Origin of the sequence: Vibrio rarus (assembly GCF_024347075.1) — a bacterium.
Lineage (GTDB): Bacteria > Pseudomonadota > Gammaproteobacteria > Enterobacterales > Vibrionaceae > Vibrio > Vibrio rarus.
The window spans coordinates 629,615-644,552 of sequence record NZ_AP024900.1; the positions used below are offsets into that span (position 1 = coordinate 629,615).

Below are 14,938 nucleotides of genomic sequence, written 5' to 3' on the forward strand. Positions count from 1 at the left end.
ATGTTGAAGAAATTTATTGAAGACATCGAACCTCATTTTGAAGCCGATGGTAAATGGGAAAAGTGGTATCCCCTTTATGAAGCTGCTGCAACGGTGTTTTACACACCGGGTACAGTAACGAAAACCAAATCCCATGTACGTGACAGTGTCGATCTTAAGCGCATCATGATCATGGTATGGTTTGCCGTTTTTCCTGCCATGTTTTGGGGAATGTACAACACCGGTAACCAAGCCATCACAGCGTTGACTTTCTTGCACTCAGGTGCGGATTTAGCCACGTTAGTTGCAGGTAACTGGCATTACTGGTTTACAGAAATGCTAGGTGGCACGATAAGTGCCGATGCCGGGTGGGGCAGTAAGATGCTCCTTGGTGCGACCTACTTCTTACCTATCTATGCGACGGTATTTATCGTGGGTGGTTTCTGGGAAGTCCTGTTCTGTATTGTGCGTAAGCACGAAGTGAATGAAGGCTTTTTTGTCACCTCAATTTTATTCGCATTAATTGTTCCGCCAACATTGCCACTATGGCAGGCCGCACTTGGTATTACCTTTGGTGTGGTTGTGGCTAAAGAAATTTTCGGTGGTACTGGCCGTAACTTCTTAAACCCTGCATTGGCTGGTCGTGCGTTCTTATTCTTTGCTTACCCTGCTCAAATTTCTGGTGATTTAGTTTGGACTGCGGCAGACGGCTTCTCTGGTGCTACGGCACTTAGCCAGTGGGCTCAAGGAGGAAACGCTAACCTAATCAATAACGTAACGGGTCAATCTATTTCTTGGATGGATGCGTTTATCGGTAATATCCCAGGCTCAATCGGTGAGGTCTCGACCTTATTCTTGATGCTAGGTGCGTTGATGATTGTCTACATGGGCATTGCATCATGGCGCATTATTGCCGGTGTAATGATTGGCATGATTGCAACAGCAACGCTGTTTAATCTAATTGGTTCTGATACCAATGCGATGTTTAGTATGCCTTGGCATTGGCACTTAGTACTTGGTGGCTTTGCATTTGGTATGTTCTTCATGGCAACGGATCCTGTATCGGCCTCTTTTACCAATAAAGGTAAATGGTGGTACGGAATCTTGATTGGTTTGATGTGTGTGTTAATTCGAGTGGTTAACCCAGCGTACCCTGAAGGTATGATGCTGGCGATTCTATTTGCAAACTTATTTGCACCACTGTTTGACCACGCTGTTATCGAGAAGAACATTAAGCGGAGACTAGCACGCTATGGCAAGTAAAAACGATAGCATTAAAAAAACGCTAGGTGTCGTTATTGGTTTGAGTCTAGTTTGTTCTGTCATCGTTTCGGTGGCGGCAGTTGGACTACGCGATAAGCAACAAGCTAATGCGGTACTGGATAAGCAAACAAAGATCGTAGAAGTTGCGCAGATCTCTGAACAAGGCACTGTTCAACAGTTGTTTAGTGATTATATCGAACCGCGTCTAGTGAACTTTGACACCGGTGAGTTTGTTGAAGGTGATGCGGCTGCATACGATCAACGCGCGGCGTCAAAAGATCCAGCTCAATCTCAACGACTTGCTGCTAGCGATGATATCGCAAGCATCATCCGCCGTGCAAACGTGGGTACAGTGTACCTAGTTAAAGAGGGCGAACACTACTCAAAAGTCATTTTGCCTATCCACGGCACAGGCCTTTGGTCAATGATGTATGCGTTTGTTGCGGTTGAAATGGACGGCAATACCGTTTCGGGCATAACTTACTACGAGCAAGGTGAAACACCTGGGCTAGGTGGTGAAGTTGAAAACCCAAATTGGGTTGCTCAGTTCGAAGGCAAGCAGTTGTTTGATGAGAACTTTAAGCCGGCATTGAAAATTGTGAAAGGTGGCGCTGCAGCCGATGATATCCACGGTGTTGATGGCCTTTCTGGTGCAACTCTAACGGGTAACGGCGTGCAACATACTTTCGATTTCTGGCTAGGGGACATGGGCTTTGGACCATTCCTTGCTAAAGTACGCGAAGGGGAGCTGAACTAATGGCGATATCTAAAGAAGCGAAGCAAAACCTTTGGGCTCCTGTTTTAGATAACAACCCTATAGCTTTGCAAGTACTCGGTGTGTGTTCTGCTTTGGCGGTAACCACCAAACTAGAAACAGCATTTGTTATGACATTGGCCGTTATCTTTGTAACTGCTTTGTCTAACTTCTTCGTGTCTGTTATTCGTAACCACATTCCAAATAGCGTTCGTATCATAGTGCAGATGGCTATCATCGCATCGCTTGTAATCGTGGTAGACCAAATCTTGAAAGCTTACCTTTACGATATCTCTAAGCAGTTATCAGTATTTGTTGGCTTGATCATTACGAACTGTATCGTTATGGGTCGTGCAGAAGCCTACGCAATGAAGTCTGCGCCTCTGCCATCGCTACTTGACGGTATTGGTAATGGTCTAGGTTATGGTTTTGTACTCATCACTGTAGCATTTTTCCGTGAGCTCATTGGCTCAGGTAAGTTGTTCGGTATGGAAGTACTTCCTCTAGTGTCTGATGGTGGTTGGTACCAGCCTAACGGTATGTTCCTACTTGCACCGTCTGCATTCTTCTTGATTGGCTTTATGATTTGGGTGATTCGTATCTTCAAGCCTGAACAAATAGAAGCGAAGGAGTAGTAGCGCGATGGAACATTATATTAGCTTGCTGGTTAAATCGATTTTCATCGAAAACTTAGCGTTATCTTTCTTCTTGGGCATGTGTACATTCCTTGCTGTTTCGAAGAAGGTAAAAACCTCTTTTGGTCTTGGTGTCGCTGTAGTGGTGGTATTAACCATCGCTGTACCGGTGAATAACCTGCTGTACACTCTGGTTTTGAAAGAGAATGCATTGGTCTCTGGTGTGGATTTGAGTTTTCTTAACTTCATTACCTTTATCGGTGTTATTGCCGCTCTAGTACAGATTTTGGAAATGGTGTTAGATCGCTTTTTCCCACCTTTGTACAACGCGTTAGGTATTTTCCTACCGCTTATTACAGTGAACTGTGCGATCTTCGGTGGCGTATCTTTCATGGTACAGCGTGACTATAACTTCGCAGAATCCGTTGTTTATGGCTTCGGTTCTGGTGTGGGTTGGATGTTAGCTATCGTGGCACTTGCGGGTTTACGTGAGAAGATGAAGTACTCTGATGTCCCTCCTGGCCTACGTGGTCTAGGCATCACCTTCATCACTGTAGGCTTGATGGCGTTGGGCTTTATGTCTTTCTCCGGTGTTCAACTGTAAGAGTAAATAATAAGGATTAGTCAATGAATACTATCGTTCTTGGCGTAGTGATGTTTACTCTAATTGTATTGGCTTTAGTGCTAGTGATTTTATTCGCTAAATCTAAGCTAGTACCAACGGGTGACGTCAACATTTTAGTAAATGGTGACCCTGAGAAAGGCTTTGCAGTTTCTCCTGGGGACAAATTGCTTGGCGCATTGGCAGGCAATGGTATTTTCGTATCGTCTGCTTGTGGTGGCGGTGGCTCTTGTGGTCAGTGTCGCGTTAAAGTGAAATCTGGCGGTGGCGATATACTACCTACAGAGCTTGATCACATCAGCAAAGGCGAGGCCCGTGAGGGGGAACGCTTAGCGTGTCAGGTTGCCGTTAAGTCGGATATGGAAATAGAACTTCCTGAAGAGATCTTTGGTGTTAAAAAGTGGGAATGTACCGTTCTTTCTAATGACAACGAAGCCACCTTCATTAAAGAGTTGGTTCTGCAAATCCCAGATGGGGAAGAAGTACCGTTCCGTGCTGGTGGTTACATTCAAATTGAAGCGGAACCTCACCACATTAAATATTCGGATTTTGATATCCCTGACGAGTATCGTGAAGATTGGGATAAATTTAACCTCTTCCGTTATGAGTCTGTGGTTAAAGAAGAGTCTATCCGCGCTTACTCAATGGCATCGTACCCAGAAGAGAAAGGTTTGATTAAGCTGAACGTGCGTATTGCAACGCCGCCGCCAAACAATCCTGATGTTCCACCTGGAATCATGTCTTCGTACATCTGGTCTCTTAAAGCTGGTGACAAATGTACTATTTCAGGTCCATTTGGTGAGTTCTTCGCTAAAGATACTGACAATGAGATGGTATTTGTTGGTGGTGGTGCAGGTATGGCGCCAATGCGTTCACATATCTTTGACCAACTATTACGCCTTAAGTCAAAACGTAAGATGACGTTCTGGTATGGTGCTCGTTCGAAGCGTGAAATGTTCTACATTGAAGACTTTGATAAACTCGCCGCCGAGAATGACAACTTTGTATGGCATTGTGCGCTGTCCGATCCTTCTCCTGAAGACAATTGGGATGGTTATACAGGCTTTATCCATAACGTATTGTACGAAAACTATCTTAAGGATCATGACGCCCCTGAAGATTGTGAGTTCTATATGTGTGGTCCACCTATGATGAATGCAGCTGTTATTGGCATGCTAAAAGATCTGGGTGTAGAGGATGAAAACATTCTACTTGATGATTTCGGTGGCTAAGTCTTAATCGAATGAACAATGGCTGGCTCTTTGAGTCAGCCATTTTGTTTTGTGGTTTAGACTATTTTTTATCCATCTTCTACCAATCGTACTAAATAACGGGTCATTTTAGCTTGTTAAAATACTCGATAACTGGGTTAAACTTAATAAGTTAATAGTTAGGGTACTCAGTGACTTACTAAGATGGGTAGCATACATAAATACAAGAAATGGAGCACAAGATGAACGCAGTAAATCATCTTATTCAGCGCGGTAAGTGGACAATTCTCCTCTTGGTATCAATGGCCCTTTTAAGTGGTTGTGACCAAGCGCCTAAGCAAGTGGCTTTGCAGGGGAAAACGATGGGTACAACCTATCATATTAAATATATTGCGGATAAAAAGGGGAGCGATTCTCAACAAATGCAAACTCAGATCGACTTTCTTTTAGAGAAAGTAAATGATCAGATGTCAACCTATCGTCCTCACTCTGAACTCAGCCAATTTAATCAGTATAAAGGCAGTGAACCTGTTGCGCTGTCTCAGGATATGACCACTGTGATAGCCGAGTCTATCCGCTTAAATAAGCTCACAGAAGGGGCATTGGATGTCACCGTTGGTCCATTAGTTAATTTGTGGGGGTTTGGCCCAGAAGCTCGTCCTAATAAGATGCCGACAGAAGATGAGTTACAAGCGCGACGTGACATGATAGGGATTAACCACCTCTCGTTAACGAAGCAAGGTTTAGCTAAAGATCTACCGGATTTATATGTGGATCTATCAACCATTGCTAAAGGTTGGGGTGTGGATGTTGTAGCGAACTTCTTAGAGTCTCAAGGTATACACCGTTACCTTGTTGAAGTGGGAGGGGAGCTCAGAGTTAAAGGTAACAATAGCAAAGACATTCCTTGGAAAATCGCCATTGAGAAACCTACTGTGGATGCCCGTGAAGTAGAACTTATTGTTCAGCCAGGGAATATGGCAATGGCAACCTCTGGGGATTATCGTAACTATTTTGAACGTGATGGTGTGCGTTATTCACACATAATCAACCCTAAAACTGGTAAACCAATTGCACACAAGGTAGTCTCAGTGACAGCGATTCATCCATCCTGTATGACTGCGGATGGTTTGGCGACGGGCCTGATGGTTCTGGGTGCAGAAGAAGGCATTCGAGTGGCTAATCAAAATAATTTGGCTATCTTAATGATAGTTAAAACTGACGATGGCTTTGAAGAGGTATCTTCAGATGCTTTTGCTAAGTATTTGAATAAATAAGGCGATATTATGACAACATTCTTAGCCACTTTTGGCATTTTCCTCGGGTTTATCATTTTGATGTCCGTTGGCTATATCTTGCAAAAGAAAGTTGTAAAGGGGAGTTGTGGGGGCTTAGATGCCATGGGCATTGATAAAGTTTGCAGTTGCCCTGAACCTTGCGATGCACGTAAACGCCGAGAAGCAAAAGCTGCGGCTAGAGCTGAGAAGATAGCAGCTTGGGATAAAGATCGTATTGCCTAATTTGCCCCATCAAGTCTCTAGAATAATGCGTGATGCACCTTTTTGCGTATAAGCATTAATGGGATATAAACATAAAAAATGCCAAGCTAAAATAGCTTGGCATTTTTGTTTAAAAGATAAAATTCAGACGTTATTTCTTAGGTTCATCTTCAGTTTGAGCGATATCTGCACTCGTAGAGCCACTTAATTCTTTAGGCAGAATTAGGTTTAATAGAATCGCCATGATTCCACAAAGGCTAATACCATGAAGGTTAAAGTCGCCAATATTAACGCTCATGCCACCGATACCAAATACCAAAGTGACACCCACGATAACAAGGTTACGTGAGTTGTGTAAGTCAACGCGGTTTTGAATCAGAGTGTTCAAACCTACAGTGGCAATTGAACCAAACAACAGCATCATGATGCCGCCCATTACTGGACCTGGGATAGTTTGTAGTACACCACCTAATTTACCTACTAGCGCTAGAGCAATAGCCGAAAATGCTGCGTAAGTCATGATTTTAGGGTTGAAAGCTTTAGTGAGCATAACCGCACCAGTCACTTCACTGTAAGTGGTGTTCGGTGGAGCGCCCATCATGCTTGCCGCCATAGTCGCCAGTCCGTCACCCGCCATGGTTCTGTGTAGACCCGGTTTTTTAAGGTAATCTTTACCAGTCACATTTGAGATAGCAAGAATATCACCAACGTGCTCTACCGCAGGGGCAATGGCCACTGGCAACATGAACAAGATGGCATTAATGTTGAACTCAGGAGCGGTAAAGTTAGGAATGGCAAACCAAGCCGCATTGGCTACTGGAGTGAAATCCACGATACCGGCAAACAGGCTTAAAATGTAACCCACCACAATACCACCAAAGATAGGTAGCAGTTTTAAGAAGCCTTTAGAGTAAACGCTGATAAGAATAGTGGTAAGCAATGAAGCTAGTGAGATAGACAATGCCACTGTGCTATCAATCGCTTGCACGTCACCACTTTTACCTAGTGCCATATTGACCGCAACAGGTGCTAGGCCTAAACCGATCACCATAATTACAGGACCCACTACAACAGGTGGTAGTAGTTTATGGATAATAGCAACGCCACGAATGCGAATGATGCTACTAAAAATAAGGTATACAAAGCCTGCCGCCATTAGGCCACCCATAGTGGCTGGTATGCCCCATGTTTTTACGCCATATAGGATAGGTGCAATAAACGCAAAAGAAGACGCTAAAAAAATAGGTACAGAGCGTTTTGTGACTAATTGAAATATTAGAGTACCAACACCTGCACCAAACAGTGCAACGTTGGCATCTAGCCCCGTTAAAAGCGGGACCATAACGAGAGCACCAAATGCAACAAATAGCATTTGCATACCCTGTAAAATAGAAGCCATGATTTTCTTTCTCCATTTTTGGAAATCGACGAATACTATCATTAACTTACCAAATGTTACATTTATCAGATCAATTTTTCTTTAATTGATTTAATTTAACGCAAAATAATGAGTACTTAGTTTCAAATAACCTAAATGATGGGGTTTTATTCTGTACTGCAACGGCTGTGCTGAGTAAAAAAATGGTGTTAGCTTGACCTGCTATAGCTGTTTGTTAGGGGGTATCTTCATGTTTTTTCGTACACTTGACGTAAAAATATTTACTTCTGTTTCCCTTTCAGTACAATGAATTTAATTCGTACAGGAGACCCATTATTAATTGCGGAGGATATTCGCGTCATTATTAAAGGGCGCTGTCGTACTATCAATTATCTTTAGGCCAATATATGAATCCGTTAACTCAATCAATTTTTGCCAAAATAGCGGCAACACACCTATTAAATGACTGCAAATGGACTGAACACGAAGGCAGAGATTTTAAACATCAAGACTCTGTTTATTACTACACACCAAGCAAGCAAAGTAACGGCCGATTTAATGATATAAAAAAAAATCATAAGATCGTGACTCTGCGCAAAAACGCTAATGGCACCGTCAATGCGCTGACGGTCATTGTTAATGAAGTGACGATTGTTACTGCTACTCAAGGTGAGGTACGTGGACAGATTACACAAGTTGAGCATTTTAATGATAAATATCATGCAGCCGTAGAGTACCCTGAAATATTCGCTAAAAATGGCAACTGGAAACGAGCAAACATAGTTGGGCTTTAATTTGCACTTAATGCGTACACGTAACGAAATATTTTGACATGAACATCAAAGCATTCCGTTTAGTTATACCATTAATGACGACGATGGTATTTTAGGTGCATTAGCATTAACCACGTCACTCGTTGGATACGGTAAGCTGTTGGCACAAACCGTTGAAAGTTGCAGGTCTCGCTCATGAATAATGCACTTAGTGGCATCGAATATCGTCATAACTGAGCTGACTTTGCATGAGCTCAGTTGCCTAAAATGATCACTGATTTAATTGAAGATAAGGAGTAACTATGCCAAATCAAGGTGACTTATGTCCATTTTGTGGTTTGATCATTGTATTTCCGCCCGCTATTGACCCTATTTGTATGGGGTGCGGTGAAGACGTGACTGATGAGAGTGACGAGGATTAAGTTGAGGGAGTTATCTCAACTTAATCCTTGTTAGGGAGTTCAAGTTCTAGCAGATACCAAACTTGGAGTGCTTATTCATCTAACATTAACATCCTGATGGTAATTCCTAAGAGTTCGTCCGTGAGAGAGTAACTGGCGCCTGTTGAGTCGCTTACTAAGTCATACAAACGCTTGAGTCCAGCAGAAGCTTGAGCATTTTTTTTCTCTGTGGCGGTTGCGATTAATAACTCCATGACATACCTGAACTTCATATCGCTCATTGCGGTAACCCAACTGGCTCTTAATTCCTCAGCAGAAGTGAAGTCCAACTTTTGTATCACCACTGGGAATATTTTGCCTTTAGTGGCAGCCATTGGCCCATTCGGATAGTAACTCTGTAACGTACTACGTTGAATCCCCAGCTTTTTTGCGATAGCGCCTAATGTGACGGCTAAGTGGCCTTCATTGAAGAATGTGTCGAGTATGACTGCGTCGTATCGCTCTTGGTTCGCAGCTCTCTGCTGTGCGGAAATTTTTGCCATGTTGGCTCCTGTTCTCTTTTAAGTGGCATATCATATCATTGCGTCATCTGTACGCAAAACCGTTGCAATTGACGAGGCTGTTTGCTTGGATATAATTACTGGGTATATAAACAGTAATTTGTGAGCGGCAACATGTCTTTATTACATATCTGGGTGCAACTATGGGTGATGTAACCGCAGTACAGAAAATCATTCATGTGGATATGGACTGTTTCTTTGCCGCTGTGGAAATGCGCGATTTCCCTCAATATCAAGGTCGTCCTTTAGCGGTGGGAGGAAAAGAGCGGCAGCGCGGTGTACTGAGTACCTGTAATTATGAAGCTCGTAAATTTGGTATTCACTCAGCCATGGCCACTGCACAGGCGATGAAACTCTGTCCTCAGTTGTTGGTTGTGCCGGGAAGAATGCAGGTCTATAAGGAAGTCTCGGCTAAAATTAGAGCCATTTTCAAGCGTTACACCTCAATAATAGAACCCCTTTCATTAGATGAAGCGTACCTTGATGTTACAGATAGCCCACTGTGCAATGGCTCTGCAACGTTAATCGCTCAATCCATACGTCGTGATATTCAATCTGAACTTAGGCTTACTGCATCGGCAGGTGTTGCACCGCTTAAATTTTTGGCAAAGGTTGCTTCTGATATCAACAAACCGAACGGACAATACGTTATCCCACCCCATCAAGTGCAAGACTTTATAGACAGTATGCCATTACAAAAAATACCTGGCGTGGGTAAGGTGGCATTAACAAAACTGCATCGAACCGGGTTATATGTAGGAGAAGATGTACGTAAGGCCGATTACAGAGAACTGTTAATACGTCACGGGCGCTTAGGGGCGTCATTGTGGCAACGCTGTCATGGAATGGACAAGCGAAACGTACAGGTATCACGAGAAAGAAAGTCTGTTGGTGTGGAGCGAACGTTTAACCAAAATATACATTCCCTAGAGCAGTGCTGGGAGGTGATAGAGCAGCGTCTCTTTCCTGAGTTACTGCACAGAATGAATAAATTGAACAGTAAAGGTCAGCGGGCGATTATCAAGCAAGGCATCAAAGTGAAGTTTGCCGATTTTCAAGTGACGACCATTGAGACAGGATCTTGCGCCTTAAATTTAGCCGCGTTTTATCCCTTGTTAGAAGACATTTTAAAACGCCAGCAACAGCGAGAGATACGTTTACTGGGGCTGAATGTTATGTTGCAACCTGAAGCTCAAGCCAAACAGTTAAGTTTATTGGAGAGATAAGCAGTTTGGAGAAGTAAGCAATAGGCGTTACAGTAACCTCAACATCAGCTTACAAGGATATTTTAATGTTTAAGCGTTTTATCTATGGCTTATTAACAGCTTCTCTTTTTATGACGTCTCTGTCTCAAGCACACGTTATCGGTGGGTATAAAGCATGTAAAGTTGATTTACACCATGAGTTACATTTAGATGGGCAAGGGGTTCAAATCATCGATGCCGAAGGGCGTAAAGCGATCATAGACGCCAAAAAAGGGTTAGTAATAGAAGATAAACCCATTCATTTAAGCGCCCATCAACAACAGTTACTGCAACAGTATCGTCAACACTTAAACAGCGCTATCCCTAAGGTGAAAGAGGTCGGGCAATCTGGTGTCGCATTGGCTAATGAAGTGATTGATGAGGTGTCTACTAAGTTTAATAACACCCATGCCTTTGACAACGTGCGTCAATCAGTTAGCGACTTTTATAACAAGCTAGAACAGCGTTATCATCATAATGGTGAGTGGGTGTTTAAGCCTAAGGCATTAAGCGCTATGCACGATAATTGGCAGAAAGATTTTGCGGATGCCAAAAGGGTGTTTAACGCCGAGTTTTTCGCTAGTGCTTTCACTTTGTTACAACAAAAGATGTCGACTGATGAAGGCATTAATTTTACGGAATTACAAAAGCAATTGGCTGAATTGAAGGGGACAGTGCGACAAAAACTAAAGTCTCATTCAGCTGAAATCACTAAAAAAGCACAAGGTTACTGTGATGATATGGATAAATTAGCTAAAGAAGAGCGATCTTTGGTTGAAACTATCCCAGAATTACAGAATTATCAGCTGTTTAATATCTAAATGTTTGTAGCGTGGTTTCAGTGGCTTGAGATATTCCGCTTCAATGACACGGAAAATATCTAAAATTAACCACAGAAAAACGTTTACAAAGCCATAAACTTCTGTAGCATATGAATCGCTTCGTAAGGCAAAGTTATTAGATAAAAGTAAGCAAAAGCAAGTTTCAAATTTTATTGTAAAAAGTAAAGTAGTGTTTTCTGTTTTTCCCTTAACTTAATAACTAAAGCTTACGGACGTGTCGCATAAGCGACGAATAATTAATCTTAAATACTAAGGGACATCACATGTCAAAGACTACTGGTACAGTAAAATGGTTTAACGAAGAAAAAGGTTTCGGTTTCATTTCTCAAGACAACGGCGGTGCTGACGTATTCGTTCACTTCCGTGCAATCGTTTCTGACGGCTTCAAAACTCTTGCTGAAGGCCAAAAAGTATCTTTCGAAGTTGAACAAGGTCAAAAAGGCCCTCAAGCTTCTAACGTTACTGTAATCTAACTTAAAGTTTAGATTTAAAGTTTCTAAAAGCTCGCTGTTTCAGCGGGCTTTTTTGTTGCCTGCTCTATAGTAAAGTGGTTCCTCTTGCCTGTTAAGCGATGGTCATTCATAGCAAAGGCAACGCTTTATCAGCGCTACCTCATCCCGCACTATCTCTTGTTAGCGAAATTGCTTCGCACCTTCTAACCAGTCAAACCCGGCCAAAGAGAGTTTGTTACATAGCGCCTCTTTATCAATGTCATAATACTTTACGAGTTCATCTAAGTTGCCATTGAAGTCATCGCGTAACTTCATATTAATGATACTCATCAACATAACCGCATCCATAGATTCAAAGTTAGCTAAGTTCATGATTTAGTCCTCAAAGTCTGAAATAAGTAGGTTGGCTGCGGCAAAGGCAGCACGCTCGCGTGTCTCTTTTGGTAAATGAGTATCCGCAGCAATATCATTTAATGTTTTAAGGGCACAGGTGATGGCCTGTGGAATATAGCCTTGGTCGCCACTGCCAATCTGGGCGTACAGTTCACGGATTAGCTCACAGCAGTCATAGATCTTCATGGTGTTCTCCAAAAATGAATAAGGCAGCCTAAGCTGCCTTTATTAGAATGTATTGCCTCTTAGTAAGGAAAGCGTAAGGCTTATCTTATTTAAGCAACTGTTGGATATGGGGAACAATGTTTTCCATAGCCACAGGCACTTTCTCACCATCACGACGATTCTTGTATTCGAAGTGACCGTTGTCCATGCTGCGGTCGCCGACCACAACAGTATGCGGGATACCAATAAGTTCGATGTCTTTAAACATTACCCCTGGGCGCTCTTTACGGTCATCAAACAATACTTCAATGCCTTGTGCGGTAAGATCGGCGTACAGTTTTTCTGCCGCTTCTTTTACGCGCTCAGATTTATGCATATTCATTGGCACGATAGCCACTTGGAATGGAGCAATCGCTGCTGGCCAGATAATACCGTTATCATCGTGGTTTTGCTCAATAGCGGAAGCAACCACACGAGACACACCAATACCATAACAACCCATTTCTAGGATGGCACTCTTACCGTCAGGACCTAATACGCTACAGTTCATTTTCTCTGAATAGTTAGTACCTAATTGGAAAATATGCCCAACTTCGATACCACGTTTAAGTTGAATGACACCTTGACCGCATGGGCTTGGATCCCCTTCAACTACGTTACGTAGATCTTCAACTTGGCCTAACTCCACGTCACGTCCCCAGTTAATACCGAAAAAGTGTTTATGGTCAATGTTCGCACCGGCACTAAAGTCACTGATTACCGCAGCACTGCGATCAACAATAAACGGCAGTTGTAGGTTAACAGGACCAAGTGAGCCAGGACCTGCGCCAATAATGGCGCGGATTTGCTCATCGCTTGCCATCTCAAGAGGCGTGGCTACTTGAGGAAGGTTTTCCGCTTTCACTTCGTTCAATTCGTGATCGCCACGGATGATCAAACCAATGATCTCAGCGTCAACCTCATCAGAGGCTTTAACAAACAGGGTTTTTACTGTTTTCTCAATAGGTAGCTCAAATTGTTCAACAAGCTCTGCAATTGTTTTTGCGTTTGGCGTGTCGACTTCAGTCATCTCTTGAGTTGCAGCAGGCGTTGCTTCTGTTGGGGCTAACGCTTCTGCTTTTTCGATGTTTGCCGCATAATCCGATACGCTAGAGAAGGCGATGAGGTCTTCACCACTTTCGGCCAGTACATGGAACTCGTGTGAACCACTACCACCAATGGCACCGGTATCGGCAAGAACTGGACGATAATCCAGACCCATGCGATCGAATGCTTTACAGTATGCGTCATGCATAGCGGCATAAGATTCTTTTAGACCCGCTTTATCAATATCAAAGCTGTAAGCATCCATCATGCAAAATTCACGAGCACGCATTACACCGAAGCGTGGACGGCGTTCATCGCGGAATTTAGTTTGGATTTGATACAGGTTAATAGGAAGCTGTTTGTAAGAGCTAACTTCGTTGCGAACTAAGCTAGTAATAACTTCTTCTGCTGTAGGACTAAGAACAAATGGACGGCTATGACGGTCAGTAAAGCGCAGTAGTTCTGCCCCCATTTTTTCTGAACGGCCAGTTTCTTCCCAAAGTTCAAAGGGTTGCACAACGGGCATTAATGTTTCGACAGCGCCAGCACTGTTGATTTCTTCACGAACAATATTTTCCACTTTACGCAATACGCGTAAACCTGTGGGCAACCAAGTGTAAAGGCCTGAGGCTAGTTTACGAATCATACCTGCACGAAGCATTAACTGATGGCTAACTACTTCTGCATCGTTCGGCGTTTCTTTTAAAGTAGAAACTAGGTATTTACTGGTACGCATTGATGCTTTCCGTTGTAGATGTTTAGAAAAGTTAGAGTGTAAGAACCCTAAAAACAGCCTTATATAATAGCAGTCAATTGACTTACGCTAAAGGGGCAATATTGAGCACATGGATACCTTTATCATCGGCACAAAAGCTGACGTTCCAATCAAATAGACTGGCTGCATAGACTTTGCTGTCGGTCTTTCCTTTTTTATACGCAGGACGAGGGTCTTGGGACAAAATCTCGCTTAGCGCTTGTTTGCGGTAGCTATGGTCAGGGTGCTTATTTAAAACAGAATTGGCCTCTGCTGTAAAATGCACCGGCATAGAGATGGGAGCGCTATCAGCATACCCTCCCTGTGCCTCGGCAATGCTGTCGGAGTAGGGGATATAGGGTTTGATATCAATGATCGGAGTACCGTCAACCAGATCAACATTGCCAAGTTTAATAATCACTTGTCCTTGCTTTTGTTCAACCCCTAATAACTTCACCGCAGACATACCTATGCCATTAGGTCTAAATGTGGAGCGACTGGCAAATACTCCCACTCTTTCATTGCCCCCAAGGCGAGGAGGGCGCACGGTAGGCTTCCAGCCTGCTTGTAAATTTTGGTCAAACAGAAAGAGAAGCCATAAGTGGGAAAACTGCTCTAATTCACGCACTGCCGCTTCGGTGTTCGCCGCTCCGCTTAAATGCAATTCAGTGATAACACTGGGCGCTAAACTAGGTTGTCTTGGGATAGCGAACTTTTCTTTATAGGGGGTATGGATGGTACCTACAGGGGAAATAGTGTGCATTACTTGAGGCTCCTCATAGATTTTTCTGGCTCGAAATAAAGGGAGTTTGCCTCTAAGTATCACTTACTTACAAATGTTGATAACAGGTTTTGTTGCTATTTGTAAGTGCGACAGGTTATCCCTTACCCTTTATTCTACCTAAGTTTTTTGGTTAATTTCCTTTT

The 14,938-nt window shown here is 43.1% G+C and carries 17 protein-coding genes; 11 read left to right on the forward strand and 6 right to left on the reverse strand.

Going from position 1 to position 14,938, the window contains the following annotated elements; genetic code table 11:
• The 7 genes from OCU56_RS02930 to nqrM all read left to right on the forward strand — a co-directional run bounded on the left by OCU56_RS02930 (position 1) and on the right by nqrM (position 5,984).
• Positions 1–1,242, forward strand: a complete 1,242-nt coding sequence (locus OCU56_RS02930; RefSeq protein WP_261874082.1) for an NADH:ubiquinone reductase (Na(+)-transporting) subunit B — start codon at positions 1–3, stop codon at positions 1,240–1,242.
• Complete coding sequence (locus OCU56_RS02935) at positions 1,232–1,999, forward strand: Na(+)-translocating NADH-quinone reductase subunit C (RefSeq protein ID WP_261874083.1); 768 nt, start codon at positions 1,232–1,234, stop codon at positions 1,997–1,999. Before OCU56_RS02930 ends, OCU56_RS02935 begins: the two co-directional genes overlap by 11 nt.
• The gene (locus OCU56_RS02940; RefSeq protein ID WP_261874084.1) at positions 1,999–2,631 is read left to right on the forward strand and encodes an NADH:ubiquinone reductase (Na(+)-transporting) subunit D; all 633 of its coding nucleotides are present in this window, start codon (positions 1,999–2,001) and stop codon (positions 2,629–2,631) included. Before OCU56_RS02935 ends, OCU56_RS02940 begins: the two co-directional genes overlap by 1 nt.
• A 7-nt stretch (positions 2,632–2,638) precedes the next feature.
• A complete protein-coding gene (nqrE, locus tag OCU56_RS02945; protein ID WP_261874085.1) occupies positions 2,639–3,235 on the forward strand; it encodes an NADH:ubiquinone reductase (Na(+)-transporting) subunit E in 597 nt (198 codons plus the stop codon).
• Between the two features lie 23 nt (positions 3,236–3,258).
• Entirely contained in the window at positions 3,259–4,485 is a 1,227-nt protein-coding gene (gene nqrF / locus OCU56_RS02950) for an NADH:ubiquinone reductase (Na(+)-transporting) subunit F (RefSeq protein ID WP_261874086.1), read from the forward strand.
• Between the two features lie 221 nt (positions 4,486–4,706).
• Positions 4,707–5,741: an FAD:protein FMN transferase gene (locus OCU56_RS02955; protein ID WP_261874087.1), complete on the forward strand. Its 1,035-nt coding sequence runs from the start codon at positions 4,707–4,709 to the stop codon at positions 5,739–5,741.
• Between the two features lie 9 nt (positions 5,742–5,750).
• Positions 5,751–5,984, forward strand: coding sequence for a (Na+)-NQR maturation NqrM (gene nqrM, locus OCU56_RS02960; RefSeq protein ID WP_261874088.1), 234 nt, complete (start codon positions 5,751–5,753; stop codon positions 5,982–5,984).
• A gap of 130 nt (positions 5,985–6,114) precedes the next feature.
• Here the strand turns inward: nqrM and OCU56_RS02965 are convergent, their stop codons facing one another.
• Positions 6,115–7,362 carry a uracil-xanthine permease family protein gene (locus OCU56_RS02965; protein ID WP_261874089.1) on the reverse strand — a complete coding sequence of 416 codons (1,248 nt, stop codon included), beginning with the start codon at positions 7,360–7,362 and terminating at the stop codon, positions 6,115–6,117.
• Positions 7,363–7,748: 386 nt separating this feature from the next.
• Between OCU56_RS02965 and OCU56_RS02970 the strand changes: the two genes are divergently transcribed.
• Complete coding sequence (locus tag OCU56_RS02970) at positions 7,749–8,135, forward strand: hypothetical protein (protein ID WP_261874090.1); 387 nt, start codon at positions 7,749–7,751, stop codon at positions 8,133–8,135.
• A 472-nt stretch (positions 8,136–8,607) separates the two neighbouring features.
• Here OCU56_RS02970 and OCU56_RS02975 read toward each other — a convergent pair whose 3' ends face one another.
• A complete protein-coding gene (locus OCU56_RS02975) occupies positions 8,608–9,057 on the reverse strand; it encodes a hypothetical protein (protein WP_261874091.1) in 450 nt (149 codons plus the stop codon).
• Between the two features lie 161 nt (positions 9,058–9,218).
• Here OCU56_RS02975 and dinB point away from each other — a divergent pair, with 161 nt between their 5' ends.
• The 3 genes from dinB (at position 9,219) to cspE (ending at position 11,634) form a co-directional block, all read left to right on the forward strand.
• The gene (dinB, locus tag OCU56_RS02980) at positions 9,219–10,301 is read left to right on the forward strand and encodes a DNA polymerase IV (protein WP_261874092.1); all 1,083 of its coding nucleotides are present in this window, start codon (positions 9,219–9,221) and stop codon (positions 10,299–10,301) included.
• A 65-nt stretch (positions 10,302–10,366) separates the two neighbouring features.
• On the forward strand, positions 10,367–11,140 hold the full coding sequence (locus tag OCU56_RS02985; protein ID WP_261874093.1) for a YggN family protein: 774 nt from the start codon (positions 10,367–10,369) through the stop codon (positions 11,138–11,140).
• Between the two features lie 284 nt (positions 11,141–11,424).
• A complete protein-coding gene (gene cspE, locus OCU56_RS02990; protein ID WP_021714757.1) occupies positions 11,425–11,634 on the forward strand; it encodes a transcription antiterminator/RNA stability regulator CspE in 210 nt (69 codons plus the stop codon).
• A 159-nt stretch (positions 11,635–11,793) separates the two neighbouring features.
• Here cspE and OCU56_RS02995 read toward each other — a convergent pair whose 3' ends face one another.
• The 4 genes from OCU56_RS02995 to tsaA all read right to left on the reverse strand — a co-directional run bounded on the left by OCU56_RS02995 (position 11,794) and on the right by tsaA (position 14,774).
• A complete protein-coding gene (locus OCU56_RS02995) occupies positions 11,794–11,985 on the reverse strand; it encodes a DUF4250 domain-containing protein (protein ID WP_261874094.1) in 192 nt (63 codons plus the stop codon).
• Positions 11,986–11,988: 3 nt separating this feature from the next.
• Entirely contained in the window at positions 11,989–12,192 is a 204-nt protein-coding gene (locus OCU56_RS03000) for a YaeP family protein (RefSeq protein WP_261874095.1), read from the reverse strand.
• Between the two features lie 85 nt (positions 12,193–12,277).
• Entirely contained in the window at positions 12,278–13,993 is a 1,716-nt protein-coding gene (locus OCU56_RS03005; protein WP_261874096.1) for a proline--tRNA ligase, read from the reverse strand.
• Positions 13,994–14,075: 82 nt separating this feature from the next.
• Positions 14,076–14,774, reverse strand: coding sequence for a tRNA (N6-threonylcarbamoyladenosine(37)-N6)-methyltransferase TrmO (gene tsaA, locus OCU56_RS03010; protein WP_261874097.1), 699 nt, complete (start codon positions 14,772–14,774; stop codon positions 14,076–14,078).
• Positions 14,775–14,938 lie beyond the last annotated feature (164 nt).